Source organism: Pantoea anthophila, assembly GCF_026104315.1.
Taxonomy (GTDB): Bacteria; Pseudomonadota; Gammaproteobacteria; order Enterobacterales; family Enterobacteriaceae; genus Pantoea; species Pantoea anthophila.
Window position 1 is genome coordinate 116,348 of the sequence record NZ_CP110471.1, and the last position, 24,246, is coordinate 140,593.

The window sequence follows — 24,246 nt, forward strand, 5'->3', positions numbered from 1 at the left end:
GTTTCTCTGCGGGTTTACCACTTCATCTCGCCGGTGTTCACTTTCGCGCTGAGCTCCAGCGAACCCGGCTCGGCCAGTCCTGGCCAGGCGGCCGTCATGGCGCTAATCACCTCTGCTGAGGTTTTGTGCTGCGACAGCGCCTGCTCAAAGGACTTCAGGTAGTTGAGGGTAAAATCCACGGCCTGCGACCCGGCAGGGCGCGCACCCAGATAGTGACCCGGGATGACGTTCTGCGGATGCAGCGTCTGCATCTCTGTCAGGATATGACGCCACGCCGCACGGCTTTCAGGGGGCTGGGTGTCTGCTGTCCAGACATGAATGCCGGAAGAGAGGGCCGTCCCACCCAGAATGGTGCTGGCGGAGGGGATCCAGACGTAAGCGGCATACTGATCCGGATGACGCAGCTCCAGCACTTCACCGTCTACGCTAAACCGTGTCTCATGCGTCACCTCTGGCACGGTCAGCGCGTAAGGCGCGCCCTGTTTCATCTGCGGACCCCAGTACTTCAGCTTCGCCTCATGGGTCTCCTGAATATGTTTCACCACAGCGGGTGAGGCCACCACCTTCACATCCGGCCAGGCTCTAACAATCGGTTCCAGGCCAAAATAGAAGTCGGGATCGCCGGAGGTTATCACGATTTCTTTCAGTTTTTTGCCGCTCTGTTTAATCATCGCCACCAGCTTCTCACCATCCTGCGTGCTGAACTGCGCATCAAACAGAATGGCTTCGGTGGGGCCGGAGACCAGCGTAGATGAAACGGCAAACAGGCCCTTTTCCTGCGGATTATAGGTTTTAAGTTTCAGGGTCGTGGCGCTGGCAGAGGCCGAAGCCAGCATCATAATTAAAGCGTGAGCGGCAATTTTCATGTTTATCCTCAGACGGTAATCGCCACACAGGGCGGCGCAAATGATCATGTTCTGTGTCAGTGGCGCTATTTTACGCATTCTGACATCTGTTAGAATTCCCGAAATCAGACATGCTGAGTTTCATAATCCGAACAGGTAAAACAGATGGACAGAGTGACTGCGGCGGCCGTTTTTAACCGTATCTGCGAACTGGGAAGCCTGAGTGCGGCATCACGCGCACTGGGGATCTCCCGTCCCATGGTGAGCCGTTATCTGGAAGAGATGGAGAACTGGGCCGGAACGCGTCTGCTGCATCGCTCGTCACGTCGTCTGACGATCACCCCTGCAGGCGAGGCGATTCTGGAAAAGACCCGCCAGCTGGCACGCCTTTCGGAGGAGATCCGCCAGGAGACCCCGCAGGGAATACCCGCCGGGACATTGCGCATCGCCTGCGCGCACTTCACGGCTGTCCACCTTGTCGGTCCGGTGATCCCCGACTTTCTGGCGCGCTATCCGGCCCTGCGCATCGAGCTGGAGATCAATAATCAGCCTGTCAGCCTGATTGGTGAACGGATCGACCTCGCCATCCGCATTACCGATACGCCGGAGCCGGGCACTATCGCCCGCCGCCTGGGTGACTGCTACTCTGTCCTCTGCGCCTCACCGGCCTATCTGCAGCAGCACGGGATGCCGCAAACGCCTGACGATCTGGCGCACCATAACTGCCTCTGTTACAGCCATTTCGCCGGACAGAGCTGGCACTTTACCTCCCCGCAGGGAGAGAAAATGGCGGTGGCGGTCAAAGGAAATTTCAGCGCCGGGATCTCCTCTCTGTTGTGTGATGCGGCCAGTGCAGACTGTGGGATTGCGATGGTGCCCGAGCAGGAGGCGCGTCACGCTCTGGAAAGCGGAAAAATGGTCACCTTACTGCCCGATTATGAGCCGGGACGCATTGGCATCTGGGGACTTTACCTGTCGCGGGAACATCAGCCTGCAGCACTGCGGCTGTTACTCGATGAACTGCAGCGCAACCTTTTGAGTCATGCCTGAGCCAGCCTCACAACAGACAACAGGGAAGAAGAAATGAGTGACAATCAACCCCTTTACTGGAACCGTATGGTGCCAGAACTCACCGTAACCGATTTTGCCGCCTCACTGCATTTTTACACGACGGTACTGGGATTCAGCATGAGAATACAGCGGCAGCAGCCGGACTTCGCCTACCTGTGCTATGGCGAGGCGCAACTGATGATTGAGCAGTTTCATCCTCAGGGCTGGAACACGGCAGAGCTTCACTGGCCGCTGGGACGGGGCATCAATTTTCAGATTGAAGTGGATGATATCCAGGTCGTACTGGCTCGGGTGCAAAAGCAGGGTATCGCGCTCTATCGCCCGCTGCGGGATACGGGGTATGACACCGGCGGGACAACCGCCTGTCAGCGCGAGTTTCTTCTGCAGGATCCGGATGGTTATCTGCTGCGGTTCAGCCAGTATCTGGAATGAGCTGAAAACATTTTGGGTGAATTCTGCCGGGCAGCGCGGATATATCTCATCCCGGAATGCCTGAGTCAGGTTTTATATTGAACAGGCAGTCAGAATAAAAACCAGCGTGCGCATTTCTGTCACTGCAGAAAGTGCCTCAGCTTATTCAAGTTCTCCTCTTACACGTATTTGCATTTAAATTCTGTTCTTCTGTGTTGATGTTATTTATACCGTTAACGCCAAAAATTCTTTTTTTACTATCGATGTTAAAAAATCGAGGGCGATGAAAAGTCCGGCTGGCGAAGATTTACATTTAATTCTCTTTTCAGTGCTTAATCTTTTGCGATCTGCGCCGATAACTCCTGACACACATTCAGGAGGATGCAGGATGAAATCATTTTTACTCGCTGGCTTTACCACGCTCTTAATGACAATCGCCGGGGCAGCAAGTGCTGGTTCGGATTCAGGCACGATTACCTTTCGCGGCATGGTGACGAATGATTCATGTGATATGAGCACCGGAAAGAATCAGGTCGTGTTCAGTTGTTATGATTCTGGCAGGGGAAAGACTACGCTGACGACGGCTGACCTCAGAAATCTCCACGCCCTTAACAGGTTACCTGCAGAAGTGAAAATGCACTGGTTAAACGCCGAAAAAACCAGAGGGATTCTGTCCCTCACTTATCTTTAATTTTTTCTGCCATTCTGACGAAAATTGATTGCGCCCGGGGCGAAACAGGAATAAAAGTAACGTTACCAAACCCACAGCGAAAAAGTGGGTATCAGAGAAAACCTTATATCGCCAGACCCTTTTTGTCAGCACCAGGGAACCAGATGCAAAAAAAAGCCCACCTTATAAAAGGTGGGCTTTTTCACTGTTAATGCGCTTCAGTTAATTATGACGGGTCAGAGGAGCGCTGCACAAAATAGCGCGTGCTTTTCTGTTCTGCCTTTTTACGGCGCAGCAGCAGGCTGGTCGCAATAATAACCAGCGTTAAACCGCCCGTCGCCACTAATTCTGTCTGGTGTTTAGGATCAAACAGCATGATCACCAGCACCGTGACGATAAACAGAATCGTGACCCAGGTCAGACCGGGAAACAGCCACATGCGGTAAGTCAGGACTTCACCCGCCTGCTCGCGTTTTTTGCGCAGCACCAGATGGGATGCGGCAATCACCAGGTAGACCAGCAGCGCAATGGCACCCGAGGTGGCGAGTAAAAATTCGAAGACCGCGCTGGGCGCCAGGTAGTTGGCGATCACCGCCAGAAACGCTGCCGCAGTCGAGAGCAGCACCGCAACCCAGGGTGTGCCGCTGCGATTGGTGCGTGAGGCCGCAGCGGGCGCATCCTTGCGGCGTGACAGCGAGTAGAGCATACGCGAGGAGGTGTAGAGCGCCGAATTCAGACAGCTGCACACCGCCATCAGCACCACCAGATCGACGATCAGCCGGGCATGAGGAATGCTCATCGCCTGCAGAGCGGTCTGCCAGGAACCCTGTTCAACCAAGCCTGGCGTATTCCACGGAACCAGCGCCACCACGAAGAAAATCGACAGCAGGTAGAATAGCGCGATACGCCAGATCACCGAGTTGGTGGCTTTCGTAATCTGCCGGCCGGGATTTTTCGACTCTGCGGCGGCGATAGTGACAATCTCGGTGCCCATAAAAGAGAACATCGTGGTCAGGATAGCCGCCACCACCGCGCCGAGTCCATTTGGCATGAAGCCGTTGGTGTCATAAAGATGCGACAGGCCGCTGGTGTGACTGTCAGGCAGCAGGCCAAACACGGCGGCACCTGCGACGGCCAGGAACAGGATGATCGCCACGACCTTGATCAGGGCAAACCAGAATTCGAACTCACCGTAGTTTTTCACGCTCAGCAGGTTGGTAATGGTCAGTAAGAGTGTGATGGCGAAGGTGAACTGCCAGATGGCCACATCGGGGAACCAGGCGTGCAGGATCGTGCCTGCCGCATTGGCTTCCAGCGGGATCACCAGCACCCAAAACCACCAGTAGAGCCAGCCGATGGTAAACCCGGCCCAGCGTCCCAGCGCTTTCTCCGCATAGGTGGAGAACGATCCGGAATCGGGTGAGGCCACGGCCATCTCCGCCAGCATCCGCATGATCAGCACGACCAGCAACCCGGCGGCAGCATAGGAGATCAGCACGGCGGGGCCCGCTTCAGAAATAGCATGACCGGAGCCAACAAACAGCCCGGCGCCAATTACGCCGGCAATCGAGAGCATGCGCACGTGGCGCGGTTTCAGGTTCTGAGCCAGCGAATCTTCATTCGCACTCTGAGTCATCGTCATGTCAACGTCTCCGGGGGACGCCCGGCCATGCTGGCCGGACGAACAGGAAAGGGGCTTGCGATTAACGAGCCAGTGAAATCATGCCGGGACGACAGGGTGTCCGGCAGGGGCAACACAGCGATCGATCACCGTGGAGAGAAGGGTCAGCGCCTGGCTGAACTGGGCATCCGGAATGGTAAGCGGGTAGAGGAAGCGGATAACGTTGCCTTTCGCGCCGCAGGTCAGCAGCAGCAGGCCCTGTTCCATCGCCATCTTCTGAACGGCCTGCGCGGTGCTGGCCTGATAGAACTCCATTGCCACCATAGAACCCAGCGCCCGCACTTCGGCGATATCAGGGTGTTTGCGCTGCTGCGCCTCCAGTTCAGCGACAAGCCGGCCACCGAGATCCACGGCGCGCTGACAGAGCTGCTCCTCCTCGATCACATCCAGCACCGCGTGAGCCGCCGCGATGGCTAACGGATTTCCGGCATAGGTACCGCCCAGTCCGCCAGGGGCAGGCGCGTCCATCACCTCGGCGCGACCGGCCACGGCGGAGAGGGGCATCCCGCCCGCCAGGCTTTTCGCCATGGTGATGATATCGGCTTTCACCGGATAGTGTTCCATGGCAAACAGCCTGCCGGTGCGGGCAAATCCGCTCTGTACTTCATCCGCAATCAGCAGGATGCCGTGACGGTCAGCCAGTTCACGCAGCTGCACCATAAATTCTGCCGGTGCCGCATGGAATCCGCCTTCACCCTGCACCGGTTCCAGTACGATTGCCGCAACATCATGGGGCGCAATGTCCTGTGTGAAAATCTCATCCAGGCTGGTCAGTGCCGCCTCAACGCTGATCCCCTGCACCGCGCTGGGGTAGCGGGCGTGGAAAACGGAAGGGGGCATCGGGCCGAAGTCGCGCTTGTAGGGGGCGACTTTGCCGGTCATGGCCATGGTCATAAAGGTGCGGCCATGAAACGCGTTGCCAAAGGTGATGATGCCGTGACGACGGGTATAGGCACGCGCCACTTTAACCGCGTTTTCTACCGCTTCGGCACCGGTGGTAAAAAAGGCGGTTTTCGCTGCACCGGCAACCGGCACCCGCTGATTGATGCGTTCAGCCAGTGCGATGTAGCTTTCGTAAGGGGTGATCTGGAACGCCGTATGGGTAAACTTTGTTAACTGTTCGGCCACTGCCTGCTCGATGCGTGGATGGCGATGACCGGTATTCAGCACGGCGATGCCGCCTGCGAAGTCGATCCAGCTGTTACCAGCCTGATCCCATAAGGTGGCGTTTTCTGCCCGGGCAACGTACCAGTCGCACAGCGTACCGATGCCCTTAGGCAGAGCCTGTGCTTTACGTTCCTGCATCAGGTTATTTTTTTCGCTCATTTGATCCACCTCATTGATATGCGTGTTTACAATTCCCGACAAACACGTTTATTTATGCCTGAGGCGTGGTGAGTTGCCAGAGCCAATTATCAGAGGAAGGATGGAGCCAATTGCGACTCTTGTACGCCGATCATCTATTAGCACGGTTACAGTTTATGAAAACCGGTTCCCTGCATCAGCGACTGCTCAACTGTATGCAGGCCGCGATCACGGAAGCGGTCTTTCCGCGCGGCAGTCGTTTGCCGCCCACCCGCGATCTGGCGCGTGAACTCGGCGTGTCACGAAACACGGTCATGCATGTCTATGAAAGTCTGATGGCGCAGGGCTACGTGACCGCGCGCACCGGCAGCGGCACGTGGATTGCCGAGACGCTGCCGGAGAGTTCGCTGCAGAGTGATGCGATTGCCGACCTGGCCGCCGTGAAGGCGCAGCGACCGGCCACCCTGTCGAAGCGCGGTGCCACACTGCTGGGGCACGCCACCGCGTCCCCTTATCAGTGGGGAGCGTTTGTGCCTGGCGCGCCCGACGTGACCGAATTTCCCCATAAGCTGTTCAGTCAGATTCAGGCGCGCCTGAACCGGGAGCCTGACGTCCATCGGCTGGTTTACAGCAGCGGCGGCGGCTGCCCCGATCTGCGTCATGCGCTGGTCGATTATCTGCGGGTGGCGCGTTCCGTGCAGGCCGATGCGGATCAGATTCTGATCACCGAGGGCGTTCATCAGGCGGTCGATCTGGTCACGCGGGTATTGTGCGACCCAGGCGATCGGGTCTGGATGGAAGAGCCTGGCTACTGGGGAACACGCAATCTGCTGCGGATGAATGGCCTGAAAATCCGGGCCATGCCGGTGGATGAGCAGGGCCTGGTGCCCGACAGCGGGCCGCCACCCAAAATGGTGTTTGTCACACCTTCCCATCAGTACCCGCTTGGGGTGCATCTGAGCCTGGCACGTCGTCAGGCGTTGCTCACACTGGCGCGCCGTCATCAGAGCTGGATTGTCGAAGATGACTACGACAGCGAATTTCGTTTCTCCGGACAGCCGCATCCCTCGCTGCAGGGGCTGGAAGCCGATGCGCCGGTGATTTACATGGGCACGTTCAGTAAAACGCTCTATCCCGCCCTGCGCATTGGCTATCTGGTGGTGCCAAAACCGCTGGCTCAGCCGATGCGCATCGCGGCAGCGGAACTCTATCGCGGCGGACATCTGCTGATTCAGCGGGCGCTGGCGGAGTTTATCCGGCTGGGTCATTACATGGAGCATATCCGGCGGATGCGGCTGCTTTATCGACAGCGGCGGCAGTTCCTCTGTCGGCTGATCGAGCGCTATCTGGGGCCCGCCTTCTTACCGGCTTTTAACCATGAAGCCGGTCTGCATCTGGTGATGCCGCTGCCTGCAGGCAGTGATGATGTCGCCATTGCCGCCGAGGCGCTGAAGCGCGGCGTCAAGGTGCGGCCACTTTCACAATACTATATGCATCCTCAGGAGACGCGAGGTCTGCTGCTGGGGTATGCCTGCGTCAATGAACGACAGTGTCAGGATGCCTTTGGCACCCTCAAAGCCTGTCTGGCGGCGGCCGGTATTGAGTTCAGTCCCCAGCGCTAACACATTGACATTTAATCAGAGTCACCGAGAATACTCCTCTTTGCGTCCCGACCAGATAAAACTGGAGTTTATCATCGCACTGAATCTTATTCCTGCCGCAGCCAGCGTGGCGTTAAGGCGCGGGGCCGCACTGGCTGCGGCACTGTTGCTCGTCAGCTGCGCCTCTGAGCCGCCGCGGTCGCTGGTGACGCCTTTTCCACCGGTCACGAAACAGCCGTTACCGCCAGCCAGCCAGCCGGTGCAGCCTCAGGCCCGGCAACCGATGCGCGGCGTCTGGTTAGCTACCGTGTCCCGTCTTGACTGGCCTCCCGTCGCATCGGTCAATGGTGCCAGCCCGGCAGAGCGCATCCGGATGCAGCAGCAGTCGCTTATCGACAAGCTGGATAAACTGAAAAGCCTGGGAATTAACACGGTCTTTTTCCAGGTGAAGCCCGATGCCACGGCGCTCTGGTCCTCTAAAATTCTGCCCTGGTCCGATATGCTGACCGGCAGAATCGGCGAAGATCCCGGTTACGATCCGCTGCAGTTTATGCTGGATGAGGCGCATAAACGCGGTATGAAAGTCCACGCGTGGTTCAACCCCTATCGGGTTTCGGTCAACATCAAACCCTCTACCACCAGTGAGCTGAACCGCACGCTCTCTCTTCATCCGGCCAGCGTGTTTGTGCTGCACCGTGACTGGATTCGTACCGCGGGCGACCGCTACGTGCTCGACCCCGGCATCCCGGACGCACGCGACTGGATCACCAGTATTGTGGCCGAGGTGGTGGCGCACTATCCGATCGACGGTGTGCAGTTCGATGACTATTTCTATGCGGAATCGGCAGGCTCCCTTCTCAACGACAGTCAGACCTTCAGCCGTTACGGGCAGGGCTTCGCCAGCAAAGCGGACTGGCGGCGTCACAATACGCAACAGCTTATTGAGCAGGTCTCCCGTACCATTAAACAGCTGAAGCCGGAGGTGGAATTTGGTGTCAGCCCGGCGGGTGTCTGGCGCAACCTGTCGCACGATCCGGCGGGTTCAGATACCCGAGGCGCAGCGGCCTACGATGAAGCCTATGCGGATACCCGTCGCTGGGTTCAGCAGGGTCTGCTGGATTATATCGCGCCTCAGCTCTACTGGCCGTTCTCCCGTCAGGCTGCCCGTTATGACGTGCTGGCAAAGTGGTGGGCAGAGGTGGTGAAGCCGACCAGAACCCGGCTTTACATCGGTCTGGCGCTCTACAAGGTGGGCGAGCCTTCGCGGATTGAGCCTGACTGGACGCTGCAGGGCGGAGTGCCTGAACTGAGAAAGCAGCTCGACCTCAATGAGTCCTGGCCCCATATCGACGGCACCATTCTTTTCAGAGAGAACTATCTCAATCAGCCGCAGACTCAGCAGGCGGTGAGTTATCTGAAAAGTCGCTGGGGCGGCTGACATCGACACGGCAGCAAAGTTATGGCTTCTGCGCTCAACGCATACCCGACGAAACGAATGCCGGTGAAGCTGGCGTGAATCATGGCCGCGGTTGCTGCTTTCTCCCTGCGACAGGTGTAACGGTAACGGACTCTCCATTTCGTTACACCTGTTCCCAGGACGGCAGTAATGCAACAGCAGCAGATAACCGGATTGGAAATATTCCGAGGTGACAAAAATTCGCGGGGTGACTTAACTGTGTTATCTATAAATTTCAGAAGTTGATTGGAGAAATCATTCAGGAGCACTTATGATCTCGCGTAGTTATTCCACTCATCACGATATACGATATTGCCATCCGTATATTTCCATGTGATTGCCTCATAGCGTAATTCCAGCGTTTCGAGATGCGTACTGCTCACCCCGCCAGGGGCAAGGTAGGGTGCAACTGTCGTAAATTTGACATTTTCCAGAATGATATTGAAATATTCGGCTTCGACTCCGGATTCCAGAATGCGATACATTCGGATAGTGCCTTTCTTCATTGTCCGGCCTTCACAGACTGCTCTGTAGAGTAGCGGCGTTGTTTGATCAAACTCTTTGACTATCGTTACAGGGCTATGGACCCGCGTTCCCGTGAGCTTTCCCCAGCTGGGATCGACAGGTATGGTTACGCCGTGAGAGAACGATTTTAATTCGATGGAGCCCAACCGCAGTGACAGCTGCCTGTGACGGGAGAACCGTTTTCATCTTCAAGCCATAAATGGGCGGGTGTAGACATGTTATCTCCTTATAAATAAAAGCATGCTAGCGCTTGTGCTTCATCTTCACAATTTCGTAAATCGATAAACCAATCATTACAGACAAAAAGAATATTGGGATTAGCCAGATGGGACTATCCGGAAAACATAAAGCCTGAACTAAGGCGAAAACGAGGGTTAACGCTGTCGGACCATAATCCGCAAGTAATGATCTGAATATCCGTCTAAATAGTCGCTTAATAAGATTTATCATTATTATCTGATCATCTTTGTGATAATTTCTGCAATTTTATTATCCGATGCCCACTGTGCATTAAATGCTTCAGCCCGCTCGAATAATGGCTCTATCAAAAAATACATCATTTCAAGCTCTTGATTGTATAATGCTGAATAGTAAACTGGATTAGAGATGTGAAGGCGGTACGCACTTTCTGCTGCCTTTTGAACAAGGCCATATATGCCCATTGCCCCAACAACCTGCCGTGCTCTTTTTCCTGCAAGCAAACTCATTTCAAGGCTTAGATTCATACCTGTAGCAACAGATGATGCTGTTGCTAAAGCAAATCCAGCATTTGTCAGTGAGCTGGCGGCAATATGTATATTAACAGCCATTAACTTTTGTTTAATGTATTCAAGTTGCTCGGAAGTTCTATCCTTGAAAATCCCTTCAAAATATAACGTTAGCATTTGATGCGCAATATTCCTATGTTGCAATAGATAAATAACGGCATTTTTAAAGCGTACGTCTTCGGTCTTTTGCTGCTGGCAAACATCTTTATATTCATCGGTAAAGCAGGAGGTGTAATAGAGCAAGCGTCTGGCGCCAGCACCTGTCATCTCAATCTGATTTAATACGGCTTCCTTTACGCCTGAGACAGCGTGATCGAGTTGATTAGCTAAAATGTTATTTTGTTGTAAATATCTTATCACCTGATAGCTGTATGGCATTGCTCATTCCCTCGAACCATTCATCCCTGATTTATATCTCACATTATCTGGCCGTTCTTTTTATGTAAATATGGTTAACGCTTCAGTAATGCGCTTGATCAATATAACCTGAAAGATGTGCTGCAATTGTGTGATCCGTTTATTCACATAGTGCTTAAATGGGTTACCTTCGGTTCTTTTTGATAAATTGTCAGAATATGGAAAGGGATTTCAGGAAAGAGCGGTTAATGCCGCAGGTATGATAATGGCCTCTGCTATCTGTCTGCTTTTTAGCCGCGGTCAAACGATGAAGCAGGCGTTAATCGCCTGAATGCTAATGGCTCAATCCGGGCAGCGCGTTTCAGCAGATAGCATTGCATTGTCAGTTGCACACAGCGCTTAAAAGATGTCCGGTAACGGGACTGACTAAATAGCGCACCGGCGGTGAGTGATTCGGTGACTTTAACTCCGGCGTTTTAAACGTGTACACAGACGCAGACGTGTTCAAAAACGGTTACAAAAGGGTGCTCAAAAACCCTCGAAATACTAAGCGTGCGAATACGTTACTGTTATAGTTGCTTTTTAAATGGGAGGAACTATGAGCGATCTGATTGATATTTTCACAAGTCACAAAAGTGAACGCAGTTTCACTGAGCAACCCGTTGATGAGGCTGTACTGGATCGGATTATCAGTACCGCTTACCGTGCGCCAACATCGGTCAACTCGCAGCAGGTTTCTGTTGTCATCACGCGTGACGCAGGCCGTCGCGCGGAGATCGCCGCGATTGCGGGGGGTCAGCCGTGGATTGCTAAAGCACCGGTGTTCATCACCTTTGTACTTGATATGCATAAATCTGCCGTAGCGATGTCTGCGGTCGATCAGCAGCAAATCGCGCATCAGAGCATCGAAAGCATCGTCTCTGGCTCAACCGATATCGGGATTGCGCTGGGCTCTGTGATGGCTGCCGCGCGCGCAGAAGGATTAGGCATTGTGCCAATTGGCGGGATCCGTCGCGATCCACAGGCGATGATTTCATTGCTGGATCTGCCGCCGCTGACGTTCCCTGTGGCAGGTGTGGTCATTGGTCATGTTGATGAACCCGCTCATCAGAAACCCCGTCTGCCGCTGGCGACCTTCCGCCATGACGAGACCTATAAAACTCAGGGGCTGGAGCAGCAGATTGCCGCTTACAACGATGAGATGGTGCAGCACTGGAAAAACATCGGCCGCAACGATGGCGAAAGCTGGAGTGCAAGCGTCGGTGGTTATTACAAAAACATCTACTTCCCGGCTGTGCTGCCTGCACTGCTGAAGCAGGGTTTCGGCACCGATAAATAAGCCGCGCATTTAACGCGAAACACGTCAGGGCCACCCGTATCCAGATACGGGTGGCCTTTTTCATTTTGTTACTATAACGAAATGTGACTTTCCTCGTTGTAACACATAATTTCCTTTTTAACCGAAGCGCAATTGCCTTTAACACTTACCTTCCAGGGAAATAACATGTCACAGCGTTCTCTCTACGCGCTCTGTTTGATGAGCTTTTTTCTGGCCGATGTTCGCGATGGGCTGGGGCCATTTCTGGGCATCTTTCTGACGGAGCGACACTGGCGTCCCGACGAAATCGGTCTGGTCATGACCTGCGGCGGCATCGCCGGGTTACTGGCCACGCTGCCTGCCGGGATCGCGGCCGACGCCACCCGACACAAGAAAATGATTGTGCTGCTGGGTTGTCTGGTGATCACGGTCGCCACGCTGTTGCTCTGGTACAGCAATCAGACCTGGACCGCCATGGTCTCACAAATCGTGGCGGGAATAGCGGCGGCCTTTATCGGCCCGACCGTGGCGGGCATCACCCTGGGACTGACCGGCCAGCGCGGCTTTAACCATCAGATGGGTCGCAATGAGGCCTTTAACCACGGCGGGAATACCATCGCCGCACTGCTGGCGGGATTTTCAGCCTGGTACTGGGGAATGGGCGCGGTCTTTATTCTGATGACGGTGATGGCGCTCTTCGCTGCTGTTGCCACGATAGCGATTCGCGGCGATGAGATCGATAACGACGTTGCCCGCGGTTACGAACAGAATGAAGAGCGTGAACCCGCACCGCGCTTATCGATGTTGATACGCAAACCGGCCCTGCTGGTGGCCGGTGTGACGCTGCTGCTGTTTCATCTTGCCAATGCCGCGCTGCTGCCGATGCTGAGCATGCGCGTCGCCTCAGCAGGCGGGCAGGCGGCGGTCAGCCCTGGCCTCTTTGCTGCGGCAACGGTGGTGATCTCGCAGCTGGTGATGATTCCGGTGGCGCTATGGGTCTCAAAACGGGTCGAAACGCACGGCTACCGACTCTTTATTATGATCGCCCTGATGATCTTACCGCTGCGCGCGGTGATTGCGGCGGGCTTTGCCGCTCCCCTCTTTGTTATACCGGTTCAGGTACTGGATGGGGTGGCAGCCGGGATCCTGGGGGTGGCGGTGCCGGGTTATATTGTCTCTCTGCTGCGTGGCTCCGGCCATGTTAACGCCGGGCAAAGCGTGATTATGCTGATGCAGGGAGCGGGCGCTGCGTTGAGTCCGGCCATGACGGGCATGATCGCCGCGCGTTACTCCTACAGCACCGCTTTTGCTGTTCTGGGCGTGATCGCCCTGGCGGCGCTGATTTTATGGTGGCGCACCGGCAGCGCACCAGCCGCACGCCTCGCCTGACCGACACAAAAAAGGCTGCCCGTTGGGCAGCCTCTTCTGGCAATTCCGTTTGCGACCATCCGTTATTTATACAGTTCTGCGGTCATATGAACACGGTTGTTGGTGTTCGCTTCGGTGATTTTGTATTGCGCGCCCTGTTCCTGCGCCTGAGCAGCGATTTTTGACTCTGCGCCATCCAGTGTTGAGGAGGTCACAGACACGCTCTGCGCGAAGCTGCCAAATGAGATCAGTGAAAGGGTGGCGAGAGCGGCAATTGAAAGTGCTTTTACGTTTTTCATGGTCATATTCCTGTTTATCAATGAGGAGGATGTGTGCCTCCGATGGGAATAATAATAACCATAGTTACCATATCTATATTAACTATTAGTGCGGTAATCGTGATCATGCTAATTAGTTGTGCCGGGTTGTGCTCATCTCAGGCTGGTGAGAGAACCTTTCCAGAGAGTCTGACACGCCTATCCGGCAGAAAAACGAAAAGAATAGTGATGAACTATAATGGGTTGCGGATCACCGAATATTAAGCGGTAAATTTCAGTGATTCCTCAGAGTCCGTCACGACTGACGGACAAAACAGAAGAAGGCGCGATTAACATCGGGTATGACGCGCCTGAACTCTTAACCTGCAACGCTTACAGGGAGCGGACATGAAGATTCTGATGGTTTTGACCTCACATGATGAGCTGGGTAATACCGGCAAGAAAACCGGTTTCTGGCTGGAAGAGTTTGCCGCACCTTACTATGCCTTTCTTGACGCGGGCGCAGACGTAACCCTGGCATCACCACAGGGAGGACAACCTCCGCTCGATCCTAAAAGTGATGAAGCTGACTCTCAGACCGCGGATACCCGCCGCTTCCATAGCGATTCGGCTGCGCAGGCGGTGCTGGCTTCTACCCATAAACTGGACAGCGTGAGCCCGAATGCCTTTGACGCTGTGTTCTATCCGGGCGGCCATGGCCCGCTATGGGATCTGGCAAATGACAAACACTCTATTGCACTGATTGAGCAGACCCTGCAGGCTGGCAAACCGGTAGCACTGGTCTGCCACGCACCAGGCGTATTGCGCGATGTGAAAAATCCGGATGGCACGCCTCTGGTTAAGGGGAAGAAAGTCACGGGATTCACTAACAGTGAAGAGGAGGGCGTTGGCCTGACCGACATCGTGCCATTCCTCGTGGAAGACGCGCTGAAACAGAATGGCGGTCTCTATTCACGGGGAGAGGACTGGCAGTCCTACACTGTCCAGGATGGTCTGCTCATTACCGGGCAGAATCCGGGCTCCTCTTCTGAGACCGCGAAGGTTCTGCTGGCGAGTCTGAAAAAATAGAGTCGGGTCTTTCACAGGGGCGTCTGTCGGCGCCCTTGTAATCGCCTTTTAATCCTCTCTGTCAAAATAGTTACCTGCCGAATTATTCAGGATCAATATATCGATTATTACTCCCTGAAAAATTTCCGGAACACTGAAGATATAAACATGGGTTAAATTCCAGTGTTGACATTATTTATATCAGAGGTAGATTAAGAATTATCAGCGGCATGAAAGTGCCCTGACACACCGGGAATTAACGGTGTTATCGGTGTCGATGGACTTATTCGCTTAAGCTGTCGGCGGTTCTGTTAAACATTGTTGTCATCAGCTCTTTTGAGTTAATCACAATCCTGTTAAATCGAGTCGTAGTAACGCACTGAGAGATAAGCAGTATTGCATCGCGATGATGTAAGGCCTCGTAGTTCTGAACGTGACTTTACGACGGTTACGGTTGCGGATTACACGTCGTAATGAATGTAAGGCAACGCATCAAAGAGTATATATCGCGATGGGGGTGTGCAGATTTATACGGGCCTGACCTGTCTTTGTCTCACGAAAGACTCTCAGGTGGTTGAGACCGTTAATAATAGTGACATTCTGTAACCGTGTTCATTATTATCCGCAGAATCTGTTCATAAATAGCTGTACCAAAGTTGTTCCTGTTAATTAAGTTAGTTAATGTTAAATGTTAAATCAGTAGTAACCTAAAAGCCCTGGCTGTCTTAGTCAGGGCTTTTATCTTTCTTTCAGGCATTTAATCGACTCTTGCTCAGTGACCCTTCTCTTTCAATGTGACCGATCCGGCTCTGTGACAGTCCGATGACAATTTCCGGCTATGGATGGCAATTCAGCCAGTCTGGTCCATAGTGAGTATTTGCCGGCTGGTTTATACATTTATCTGCGCCCGGTTCGGGTGCCTGTCCAGAGAGGGTAACATGTCTGCAGAATCTCCAGAGGATATTGCCAGCGATCTGTCTCAGTTCGTGGGTACGCACTTTGTCTATACCTATGATAATGGCTGGAAATATGAGTGGTACGCGCGTAACGAAACGACCTGTGACTACCGCATTCATCAGGGGCTGGTGGGCGGCCGCTGGGTGACCAACCAGAAGATGCACGCGGTTCAGTTTGCCCCGGGCATCTACAAAGTAGACTGGCATGAGCCGACCGGAACCTGCGTCAGCCTGCTGTTCGATCTTAATCGCACTCTGCTGCACGGGACCATCTTCTTCCCGCAGTGGATCGCCGGAGAAGGTCAGCATCCTGAAAAAACTATCTGCTATCAGAATGACTTCATTGAGGATATGCATCGCTTCCGCGACGAAGGTCCCGCTTACCCCTACGTGATTATTCCTGAGTTCGCTAAGGTCACCTACATGAAAAATGAGGGGCCGGATAATGATGAAGTGATCAATCTGGCACCCGGCCAGATGCCTGCTGACTATTTTGATGACAAGTAAGTGACCGGGCTACCCGCCCTGAGAGGCGGGTAGCCGGTTGGGATAAGAACCTTTATCCCGCGGCGTGAATGTCCGCCTAAGGAGGCGTCACGGCCGACTGTCGGGCCAGCGTGCGGGCCAGAATAGATGAATAGAGCGGTTTGCCCCCCAGGAATTGCGCCAGCAGCGTCGCGCCCAGACAGGTAATAATCATCGGTAAGATCAACTGATAGTTGTCGGTCATCTCCAGCACCAGCACGATGCCGGTGAGAGGTGCTCTGACCGAGGCCGCAAACAGTGCACCCATCCCTGCGATAGCGAACGTACCGGGCTCCAGCTGATAGAACGGAAAGAGATCGGTCATCACCACACCAAAAGCGGTACCCAGCAGGGTTCCCAGCGCCAGCATCGGCGCAAAAATACCGCCCGGCGCACCTGAACTGAAACAGAGCAGGGTGGTAATCAGCCTGACCAGAAAGATCAGCAGCAGCAGCGCGAAGGGGAAGACGCCATGCACAGCCTGGGGGATCAGTTCTGAACCGCCACCCGCTCCTGGGGCGAACAGCAGCGCAAGAATGCCACAGCCGCCCCCTAACAAGCCCCCCGTCAGTACAACCCGTGCGGTTTTACCGGCGTAGAAGCGGGCAAACATATCCTGCGTCAGAAAAATCAGGCGATTAAACAGTACACCAACCATCCCGATAATCATGCCCAGCACCAGGTAAAGCCACAGCGTCTGCACCGGCGCATCCGCCAGTTTGCCTACGGAGATGACCGCCTGTTCGCCGTTAAAGCAGCGAAAGACGATGCTGGCCATAATTACGCCGGTAAATACGGCTTTAATGGATATCAGGTTATAGCGGAATTGCGGACGCATCTCTTCAATAATGAACAGAATGCCCGCCAGCGGCGCGTTAAACGCCGCTGCCAGACCGGCCGCCGCACCGGTTGCCAGCAGCGTATGCCGCGCCTCGTTGCTGCGCATCCCGAGAATATCAATCACCATCCGGCCGATATTGCCGCCCAGCTGCACCGTCGGGCCTTCCCGGCCCAGTACCATTCCGGCACCCAGCGTGCCCATACCACCAAAAAATTTCACCGGAATCACCCGCCACCAGCGCACCGGCCTCAGCTCTTCCAGCGCCCCTTCAATTTCCGGAATACCGGAGCCACCGGCTTCGGGGGCGAAGCGTCTGACCAGAAAATAGCCGATCATCGCCAGTAACGCCGAGATGGCAAAGGCGGCCACATAGAGTGTCCAGCCCTGAAAGTGGGCAGGTATCAGTGTGTCGGCGCGCCATTGCTGAATAGCCTCAACGGCGCGGGCAAAGGCTACCCCGGCCAGGCCAACCAGCGAACCGACCAGCGCAGCGCAAAACAGCATCGCCAGCGGCGTCTTATCGCGGTGGAGCAGGGCGCGGAACATCCGGCTGCGTGCCGCGATGGAGCGGGGAACATAAACCGGTTGCGGTATTTCTTCATTCATTGAGAGGGATTCTTGTTCAACCAGACCAGCGCTCCAGTGTACTGAGAGATAAGGTGAAAACAAACGTCAGGATCAATTTCAGCTGAGGAAAGCGGCTATTTCACCTGCGGTGGACAAACCACTTGCGCCATGCGTTCGCGGTAGGCTGGCGTATCCTGATTTTTCAGTGTCTGAGCCACGCACTATCGACCGACTGTGGCGTTGTCGCCACGGTTGACGCAATAATCATAGCAATACTGGCGTGACAGGGAGCCGACATGCAGCCACATTCTACTGAAATCCTCACCGCTGACTGTTGTATTGTCGGGGGCGGCCCGGCTGGCCTGATGCTGGGCTATCTGCTCGTCCGGGCAGGCGTGCGCGTGGTGGTCATCGAAAAGCACGCTGATTTTCTGCACGATTTTCGCGGTGACACCATTCACCCCTCTACGCTGGAAACGATGCACCAGCTCGGCCTGCTGGAGGCATTTCTCACGCTGCCGCATCAGCGGGTCGAAAAGCTGGAGGCGGAGATTGCCGGCCAGAAAGTCACCATGGCCGACTTTTCCCGCCTGCCGGTTCAGTGCCGCTTTATCGCTTTTATGCCGCAGTGGGATTTCCTGAATTTTATTGCCGATCACAGCGCCCGATATCCGGGCTACACTCTCCTGCGGTCAACCGCCTTTGAGTCGCTTAATGAGGAAAATGGCACGGTCAGTGGCGTCACGGCACTGCGCGGAAATCAGCGCATTCATGTCCGCTGCAAAGTGGTGGTGGGTGCGGATGGCCGACATTCTCAGGTACGCGCAGCGGCAGGGTTGACCAGTCAGGCTTTTGGCGCGGCACGGGATGTCATCTGGTTCCGTCTCAGCAGGCAGCCGCACGATCCTGATATGGGCGTGGGGCACACGGGACCGCGACGAAACTTTATCGTTATCGATCGCGGTGACTACTGGCAGTGCGGGCTGACTATCCCCAAGGGGGAGTTTGACGCGAAACAGGCCGCCGGACTTGATGCGTTTAAAGCGGAGATCGCGGCCCTGTCACCTTTTGAACCCGCGCGAATGGCGGAAATCGAGGACTGGACGGCGTTTAAGCTGCTCTCTATCCGCATTGACCGGCTCGATAAGTGGGCGAAGCCTGGCGTGCTCTGCATTGGCGATGCGGCGCATGCAATGTCGCCCATAGGTGGGGTGGGTGTGAATCTGGCGATCCAGGATGCGGTGGCGACTGCGAATATCCTGACTGCGCCGCTTAAAGCCGGTGAGCTGCAGCTACGCGACCTGGAAAAAGTGCAGAAGCGCCGTCAGTTTCCTACCGTAGCCACGCAGTTTTTGCAAATCAAAATGAGCCGCAAAAAGAGCAAAAAGAAAACCGGTGGCAGCAGTCGCATCCCCGGGATGATCGGTCGGCTGCCCTTTCTGAAGTTTATGGCCGGTCGCCTCATCGGACTCGGGTTCCGGCCGGAATCGCCGCAGGTTGCACGTGGTAAGGACAATAAATGATTTCGACAGCGTTCAGATATCGTGCGACACTGTTTCGCTGTGGAATTACTGTCAGATTGAGCCGCTATTTATCTGATAATTGGGCGCTAATTGAGCATTAAGCAGCGAAATTATTTCGAATTTTGCGCCTGCATAGGAGAGGTTTCGTGCATAACGAGCAAAATGGCAGTGACGTAAAACGACTGAGTGCTATCAAGGCACTGCTGTCACCGGATGAAACCCGGGATGAGGTGCTGGAGAGATTTGTGAATCTTGCCAGTGAGGTCCTGGGTATCTCAGGCAGCTTCATTTCGATTATTGACGACCATAATCAGTATATTAAAGCCTCTCGCAACTTCGATCTTCAGCAATCGACCCGGGATGAGTCACTTTGCCGCCATGTGATTGATGGCGAAGGCCATCTGGTGGTGGTGGACACCCTGCTGGATGAGCGCTTCGTCACCCACCCGTTTGTAGAGGGCGATCCGCATATCCGTTTCTACGCCGGTGTCTCGCTGCAGAATCTTGAAGGTTCGGTACTGGGAACGCTCTGCGTCACGGATACCGAGCCTCACCCCTTTACCGACGAGAAACTGACGGTTCTGCGCTCACTGGCAACGCTGGTCACCTCGTTTCTGGATGCCTGGAACAATGCGGGCTTTACCGATGTCATCACGCATCTGCCGAATCGTCCCCGCCTGCTGCGCGATATACAGCAGCTGACCCTGACCGCACCTCATAGCCGCTTTCGTCTGATCCTGATCGACTGCATCGACATTATTCGCGCGTATGAGCTTTCACGTGCCGTCGGGATCGCCCCGATGGAGAAACTGCTGAAGCAGATGGCGGAAGATGTCGCTCACCGGCTCAATCTGGCTGAAAACGAAACGCTCTACAGCTTTGCACCGGGCCGCTTCGCCATCATTCAGCCCTGGTCTGGTCGCTATACTGCGCAGAATATGGTTGAGCTGTTCACAGGCCTGAAGGCCGATCTGGCTGAAAATATTACGCTCGATCTGGATGTCCACACCGGCGAAACCGAATTCGTGCCAGCGCAGATGGACGCCAATGAAACGATGCGTCAGGCGTTAAGCGCGCTGCACGAAGCGGTTGATGAGAACTTCAGCGCGATGGTGTTTGATGAGAGCTACGATACACGCCGCACCGAAGACTTTATGATCATGAACGATCTGGCGCAGGCGCTGCATAAAAATGAAGAGCTTTATCTCGCCTGGCAGCCCAAAATCTGCCTGAGAACCGGCAAAACTGTCGGGCTGGAGGCACTCATCCGCTGGAATCATCCTGAGCGGGGTGAACTTTTCCCTTCAGAATTTATTCCGTTAGCGGGTAAAACGAATCTGATTTCCGATCTCACCAACTGGGTCATCGATCACACGATAGAGCAACTGGCGCGCTGGAATCGCGAATACGATCTGATTCCGGTCTCCATTAACGTCAGCGAACGTGATTTCTCAAAAGCAGATTTTGCCGACAACCTGCTGGCGAAACTGACGGCCGCGCAGCTCCCCGCCTCTATTATGGGTATTGAATGTCTTGAGAATGAACTAATCACCAGAAGCGATGTGGGGATCAAGGGGCTGGAAGCACTGAAATCGCACGGCTTTGTTATTTCACTGGATGATTTCGGCGTAGGCTACAGCAACATCAGCTACCTGCAGGATATCCCGCTGGATGTGATTAAAATCGATCGCTCCCTGATCTCGCGCATGGGTGAGGATGAGGCATCTAAAATCATCGTCAGGTGCATTATTCAGATGCTGAAAGAGCTGAACTACACCGTACTGGCTGAAGGGGTGGAGACCGAGTCGACGCTGGCACTGCTGAAAAGTTACGGCTGTGACGAAATTCAGGGTTACTTCTTCTCAAAACCGCTGCCCGCCAGTGACATCGAACACTGGCTCTATCAGAAGGTCCGCTAGGAAATCGGCCCGCGGCGCACGCTGCGGGCCGGTCTCTTATTCGCTGTCAGTGGCGTAGCGATCAACCGGGGTCATGCGTTTAATCAGCTGGTTATCGAAGAGAAATTGTTCATAAGCCTGATAGCGTGCGCGATCCAGTTTTGCCGGATCGGAGGCGAACAGCGGCAGCGTCGCCATCCATGACTGGTGATTCAACGGCGTATTCAGTCCCGGATGGGCGCGGGCAAACTGTTGCCAGCTCGCTTCAGGCTGGGCCTGTAACGTCGCATTTCCCTTCTTCAGTGCCCGCAGAAATTTTCTGATCTTTTCTGAATGCGCCTCATCGCGATGGGCCACGATGATCAGCTCGTCATAAGCCGGAACGCCGTAATCTTCAACGTTAAACACCACAGGATCTTTCCCCTGATCTTTCATCTCCAGCGCTTCGATGTTGCGATAGCCACCGATCACCGCATCCACTTTTCCGGTCAGCAGGGCGCTGGTGAGCTGAAAGTTGACGTTAATCAGCGTCACCTGATCGGCCTTTACTCCCTCATGGCTCAGCATGGTCGCCAGCGTCGCCTGCTCAATACCGCTGACTGAATAGCCGATGCGTTTGCCTTTTAACGCCCCCGGACTCTTCATCGATCTGTCGAGTGTGATCAGCGTATTCAGTGGCGTATTGATCAGTGTGCCGACCCGCATCAGGGGCAGGCCCTGGTCGGCAAAGAAATGCAGCTGAGGCTGGTAAGTGATGGCTAAGTCTGCCTGCTTTGCGGCCACCAGGCGCGGCGGCAGCGCCGGATCGGAAGGGGGAATGATGCTGACCTCCAGCCCCTCTGCGGCAAAGGCGCCGGTCTGCTGTGCCACCATGATCGGCGCGTGATCGGGATTGATATACCAGTCGAGCACCAGCGTCAGTTTTTCCATTGCCTGAAGGGGGGTGGCGAAGGCGGCACCCAGCAGCAGGGTAAAGAGCGGTATTTTCGTCATACTTTTTCTCGTCAGTTAAGGTCATTAATCCGTTTCGGGGGCCCAGCTAATCAGGCGACGGAGCAGAAAATCGATGAACAGCCACAGCAGCAGCGTCATCAGCACCAGAATGAACAGCGCGGCAAAGCAGAGATCACTCTGCATCCGGGCATTGGCATTCAGCATGACGTAGCCCAGTCCTTCCGCTGAACCCACCCACTCTCCGATAATGGCGCCAATCGGGGCCACCGCGGCCGCCATCCGTAAACCGGACCCCAGCGCGGGCAGTGCCGCCAGCAGCCTGACATGACGCAGCTGAGTCGCGCGTGAGGCGCCCAGCGTGCGGGCCAGATCGAGATAGCCGGGCGGGACGCGGCGCAGGCCATCAAAAAAGGCGGAGGTCACCGGGAAAAAAATCACCAGCACCGCCATTGCAACTTTGGCGCTCATCCCGAAGCCGAACCACAGCACCAGCAGGGGCGCCAGCGCAAACACCGGGATCGCCTGACTGGTGATCACCAGCGGCATCATCCAGCGCTGCAACCGCGGCGAAAAGGACATCCCCAGCGCGAGCAGGGCACCCAGCAGCACGCCCAGTGCCATGCCGCTGAGGATCTCCGTCAGGGTGATGAGGCTGTGCTGGCTGAGATAGCGGGCGTTCTGCCAGAGCGCGGTGGCGACCGCCGGGGGTGAGGGCAGCAAAAAAGCGGGGACGGAAAGGGAAACGAGCCACCACAATCCGATGAGGCCCGTAAAAAGCGTCACACCCCGGCGTAGTCCGCCAGATCGTTGTCCTGACGTCATCCAGCTAACCTGCTCAGCTGATTCAGCAGGGCAGCCTGACTCCGGATGACGCTGACATCCTCTGCCGCCCGTGGAGGCTGCCCCTGGAGGGAGGGAGAGGCTTCGATACCCGTCGGGCCGATTACCAGCAGATGATGACTCAATCGACAGGCTTCTGCGGCATCATGCGTTATCAGCAACACGGTGTGTCCGGCCAGCACTTCCGCGGCCAGCGTCTGAATCTGACTGCGGGTCAGGGCATCCAGCGCAGAGAAGGGTTCATCCATCAGCACCACGGGCTGGCGGGTATAGAGGGTGCGAGCCAGTGCGGCGCGCTGACGCATCCCGCCGGAGAGCGTCGCGGGCCGTGCGGTGGCATAACGACTCAGACCGACACGCGCCAGCAGGTGCTGCGCCCGCTCACGATCCGGCTTCTCTCCGTTCAGGCGGCTGGCCAGACAAACGTTCTGCTCCACTGTCAGCCACGGATAGAGCAAGTCCTGTTGTCCCATCCAGGCGATGCGTCCGGTCAGCGGCAGGCCATCACTGCCGCTGACCTGGCCGGAGGAAGGCGGTAACAGACCGGCAATCACCCGCATCAGACTGCTTTTACCCACGCCGCTCGCACCCAGCAACGCTGTAAACTGGCCACCCGCAATTTCCAGAGTGAGCTGGCTGAAGAGCTGCTGCTGACCCAACCTGAGTGACAGCTGACGGATTGCGATACCAGGCGGCGCCGAACAGGCTGACGCAATCATGGGCGGACCTGCAGACTGGCCGCATGATTCAGTCCCATCTGCCAGAACGCGGATTCCAGCCGTGTGGCGGTAGTGAAAATCTGCGCCAGTGAGGCAAAACGCTGCTCAGCCGCACGCTCGCCCGCCAGGGTTTCAAACAACGAAAGGGCGTTGCGAACGCCGTTCAGATAGGACTCATCGCCGTAGTTTTCTATCCACGCCGCATAAGGATTATCGCTGAAGCGGGTTGCAGGATCCTGTAGCAGGGTCAGACCCGTTTCAGCGTACCCGGCGACACAGGGCATCAGCGCGGTCAGCAACTCCAGCGCATCGCCGCTGTGGCCCACATCCAGCACATAGCGGGTGTAGTTGAGCGTTTCCACCGCCTCCGGTTCGCTCGCCATTGCCGCTTCGCTGATGCCCCACTGCTGGCAGTAGTCCAGATGCAGCGGCAGTTCGCTGACGATGGCGTTGAGCGACGCCGTCGCGCTGCGCAGGGCGTCCGGTGCGGAGAGCTTGCTTATCAGCAGGCCCCAGGCGCGGGCGAAGTGCAGCAGAAACAGATAATCCTGGGTGAGATAATGGCGAAACGCGGCGGGGGGCAGCGTACCCTGACCGAGCTGCTGTACAAAGTCATGTGCCACATAGGCATGCCAGTGAGGGCCAGCCTGTTGACGCAGACGACCGTAAAAGCCGGTTTCGAAAAGCGGATGTGTCATCAGATCTCCTGTCACAATGGAGATC

The 24,246-nt window shown here is 55.4% G+C and carries 21 protein-coding genes and 1 pseudogene; 11 read left to right on the forward strand and 11 right to left on the reverse strand.

Annotation, left to right across the window (positions count from 1 at the left end; translation table 11 throughout):
* Positions 1 to 14: 14 nt before the first annotated feature.
* Positions 15 to 866, reverse strand: a complete 852-nt coding sequence (locus OJ965_RS00570) for a Vmh family MBL fold metallo-hydrolase (RefSeq protein ID WP_154928876.1) — start codon at positions 864 to 866, stop codon at positions 15 to 17.
* Positions 867 to 1,010: 144 nt separating this feature from the next.
* Here OJ965_RS00570 and OJ965_RS00575 point away from each other — a divergent pair, with 144 nt between their 5' ends.
* The 3 genes from OJ965_RS00575 to OJ965_RS00585 all read left to right on the forward strand — a co-directional run bounded on the left by OJ965_RS00575 (position 1,011) and on the right by OJ965_RS00585 (position 3,018).
* Complete coding sequence (locus tag OJ965_RS00575; RefSeq protein WP_154928875.1) at positions 1,011 to 1,895, forward strand: LysR family transcriptional regulator; 885 nt, start codon at positions 1,011 to 1,013, stop codon at positions 1,893 to 1,895.
* 33 nt (positions 1,896 to 1,928) lie between these two features.
* Positions 1,929 to 2,348 (forward strand): bleomycin resistance protein, encoded by a 420-nt coding sequence (locus OJ965_RS00580; protein ID WP_154928874.1) that lies wholly within the window; start codon positions 1,929 to 1,931, stop codon positions 2,346 to 2,348.
* Positions 2,349 to 2,715: 367 nt separating this feature from the next.
* Positions 2,716 to 3,018: a fimbrial protein gene (locus tag OJ965_RS00585; protein ID WP_154928873.1), complete on the forward strand. Its 303-nt coding sequence runs from the start codon at positions 2,716 to 2,718 to the stop codon at positions 3,016 to 3,018.
* 205 nt (positions 3,019 to 3,223) lie between these two features.
* Here OJ965_RS00585 and gabP read toward each other — a convergent pair whose 3' ends face one another.
* A complete protein-coding gene (gene gabP / locus OJ965_RS00590; protein ID WP_009092823.1) occupies positions 3,224 to 4,639 on the reverse strand; it encodes a GABA permease in 1,416 nt (471 codons plus the stop codon).
* A 78-nt stretch (positions 4,640 to 4,717) separates the two neighbouring features.
* Positions 4,718 to 6,004 carry a 4-aminobutyrate--2-oxoglutarate transaminase gene (gene gabT / locus OJ965_RS00595; RefSeq protein WP_046102773.1) on the reverse strand — a complete coding sequence of 429 codons (1,287 nt, stop codon included), beginning with the start codon at positions 6,002 to 6,004 and terminating at the stop codon, positions 4,718 to 4,720.
* Positions 6,005 to 6,114: 110 nt separating this feature from the next.
* On the opposite strand from gabT, the gene pdxR reads away from it, so the two are divergent.
* The gene (pdxR, locus tag OJ965_RS00600) at positions 6,115 to 7,605 is read left to right on the forward strand and encodes a MocR-like pyridoxine biosynthesis transcription factor PdxR (protein ID WP_186806405.1); all 1,491 of its coding nucleotides are present in this window, start codon (positions 6,115 to 6,117) and stop codon (positions 7,603 to 7,605) included.
* A gap of 40 nt (positions 7,606 to 7,645) precedes the next feature.
* Complete coding sequence (locus tag OJ965_RS00605; RefSeq protein ID WP_186806404.1) at positions 7,646 to 9,022, forward strand: glycoside hydrolase family 10-like protein; 1,377 nt, start codon at positions 7,646 to 7,648, stop codon at positions 9,020 to 9,022.
* Positions 9,023 to 9,309: 287 nt separating this feature from the next.
* On the opposite strand, the pseudogene OJ965_RS00610 reads toward OJ965_RS00605, so the two are convergent.
* Positions 9,310 to 9,782: pseudogene (locus tag OJ965_RS00610) on the reverse strand (Hcp family type VI secretion system effector).
* A 235-nt stretch (positions 9,783 to 10,017) separates the two neighbouring features.
* On the reverse strand, positions 10,018 to 10,710 hold the full coding sequence (locus OJ965_RS00615) for a hypothetical protein (RefSeq protein WP_154928871.1): 693 nt from the start codon (positions 10,708 to 10,710) through the stop codon (positions 10,018 to 10,020).
* Between the two features lie 577 nt (positions 10,711 to 11,287).
* Here OJ965_RS00615 and OJ965_RS00620 point away from each other — a divergent pair.
* The gene (locus OJ965_RS00620; protein ID WP_154928870.1) at positions 11,288 to 12,028 is read left to right on the forward strand and encodes a nitroreductase family protein; all 741 of its coding nucleotides are present in this window, start codon (positions 11,288 to 11,290) and stop codon (positions 12,026 to 12,028) included.
* 165 nt (positions 12,029 to 12,193) lie between these two features.
* Positions 12,194 to 13,396: an MFS transporter gene (locus OJ965_RS00625; RefSeq protein WP_009092830.1), complete on the forward strand. Its 1,203-nt coding sequence runs from the start codon at positions 12,194 to 12,196 to the stop codon at positions 13,394 to 13,396.
* Positions 13,397 to 13,458: 62 nt separating this feature from the next.
* Here the strand turns inward: OJ965_RS00625 and OJ965_RS00630 are convergent, their stop codons facing one another.
* On the reverse strand, positions 13,459 to 13,674 hold the full coding sequence (locus OJ965_RS00630) for a YdgH/BhsA/McbA-like domain containing protein (protein WP_009092831.1): 216 nt from the start codon (positions 13,672 to 13,674) through the stop codon (positions 13,459 to 13,461).
* A 366-nt stretch (positions 13,675 to 14,040) separates the two neighbouring features.
* Between OJ965_RS00630 and OJ965_RS00635 the strand changes: the two genes are divergently transcribed.
* Positions 14,041 to 14,721, forward strand: coding sequence for a type 1 glutamine amidotransferase domain-containing protein (locus OJ965_RS00635; RefSeq protein ID WP_058957080.1), 681 nt, complete (start codon positions 14,041 to 14,043; stop codon positions 14,719 to 14,721).
* A 917-nt stretch (positions 14,722 to 15,638) separates the two neighbouring features.
* Positions 15,639 to 16,163: a phenolic acid decarboxylase gene (locus OJ965_RS00640; protein WP_009092833.1), complete on the forward strand. Its 525-nt coding sequence runs from the start codon at positions 15,639 to 15,641 to the stop codon at positions 16,161 to 16,163.
* Positions 16,164 to 16,239: 76 nt separating this feature from the next.
* On the opposite strand, the gene clcA is transcribed toward OJ965_RS00640, so the two are convergent.
* Complete coding sequence (gene clcA, locus OJ965_RS00645; RefSeq protein WP_058957081.1) at positions 16,240 to 17,628, reverse strand: H(+)/Cl(-) exchange transporter ClcA; 1,389 nt, start codon at positions 17,626 to 17,628, stop codon at positions 16,240 to 16,242.
* Between the two features lie 257 nt (positions 17,629 to 17,885).
* Here clcA and OJ965_RS00650 point away from each other — a divergent pair, with 257 nt between their 5' ends.
* The gene (locus OJ965_RS00650; protein WP_265135446.1) at positions 17,886 to 19,112 is read left to right on the forward strand and encodes an FAD-dependent oxidoreductase; all 1,227 of its coding nucleotides are present in this window, start codon (positions 17,886 to 17,888) and stop codon (positions 19,110 to 19,112) included.
* Between the two features lie 146 nt (positions 19,113 to 19,258).
* Complete coding sequence (locus OJ965_RS00655) at positions 19,259 to 21,031, forward strand: sensor domain-containing phosphodiesterase (protein ID WP_265135447.1); 1,773 nt, start codon at positions 19,259 to 19,261, stop codon at positions 21,029 to 21,031.
* A 36-nt stretch (positions 21,032 to 21,067) separates the two neighbouring features.
* Here the strand turns inward: OJ965_RS00655 and OJ965_RS00660 are convergent, their stop codons facing one another.
* From OJ965_RS00660 to tenA, 4 genes are read right to left on the reverse strand one after another with little or no spacing between them, the layout of a single operon-like run.
* Positions 21,068 to 22,003 carry an ABC transporter substrate-binding protein gene (locus tag OJ965_RS00660; RefSeq protein ID WP_265135448.1) on the reverse strand — a complete coding sequence of 312 codons (936 nt, stop codon included), beginning with the start codon at positions 22,001 to 22,003 and terminating at the stop codon, positions 21,068 to 21,070.
* A 24-nt stretch (positions 22,004 to 22,027) separates the two neighbouring features.
* Complete coding sequence (locus tag OJ965_RS00665; RefSeq protein ID WP_265135449.1) at positions 22,028 to 22,786, reverse strand: ABC transporter permease; 759 nt, start codon at positions 22,784 to 22,786, stop codon at positions 22,028 to 22,030.
* Entirely contained in the window at positions 22,783 to 23,523 is a 741-nt protein-coding gene (locus OJ965_RS00670; protein WP_058957086.1) for an ABC transporter ATP-binding protein, read from the reverse strand. The genes OJ965_RS00665 and OJ965_RS00670 overlap by 4 nt, the downstream gene beginning before the upstream one ends.
* On the reverse strand, positions 23,520 to 24,221 hold the full coding sequence (gene tenA / locus OJ965_RS00675) for a thiaminase II (RefSeq protein WP_111207281.1): 702 nt from the start codon (positions 24,219 to 24,221) through the stop codon (positions 23,520 to 23,522). The genes OJ965_RS00670 and tenA overlap by 4 nt, the downstream gene beginning before the upstream one ends.
* Positions 24,222 to 24,246 lie beyond the last annotated feature (25 nt).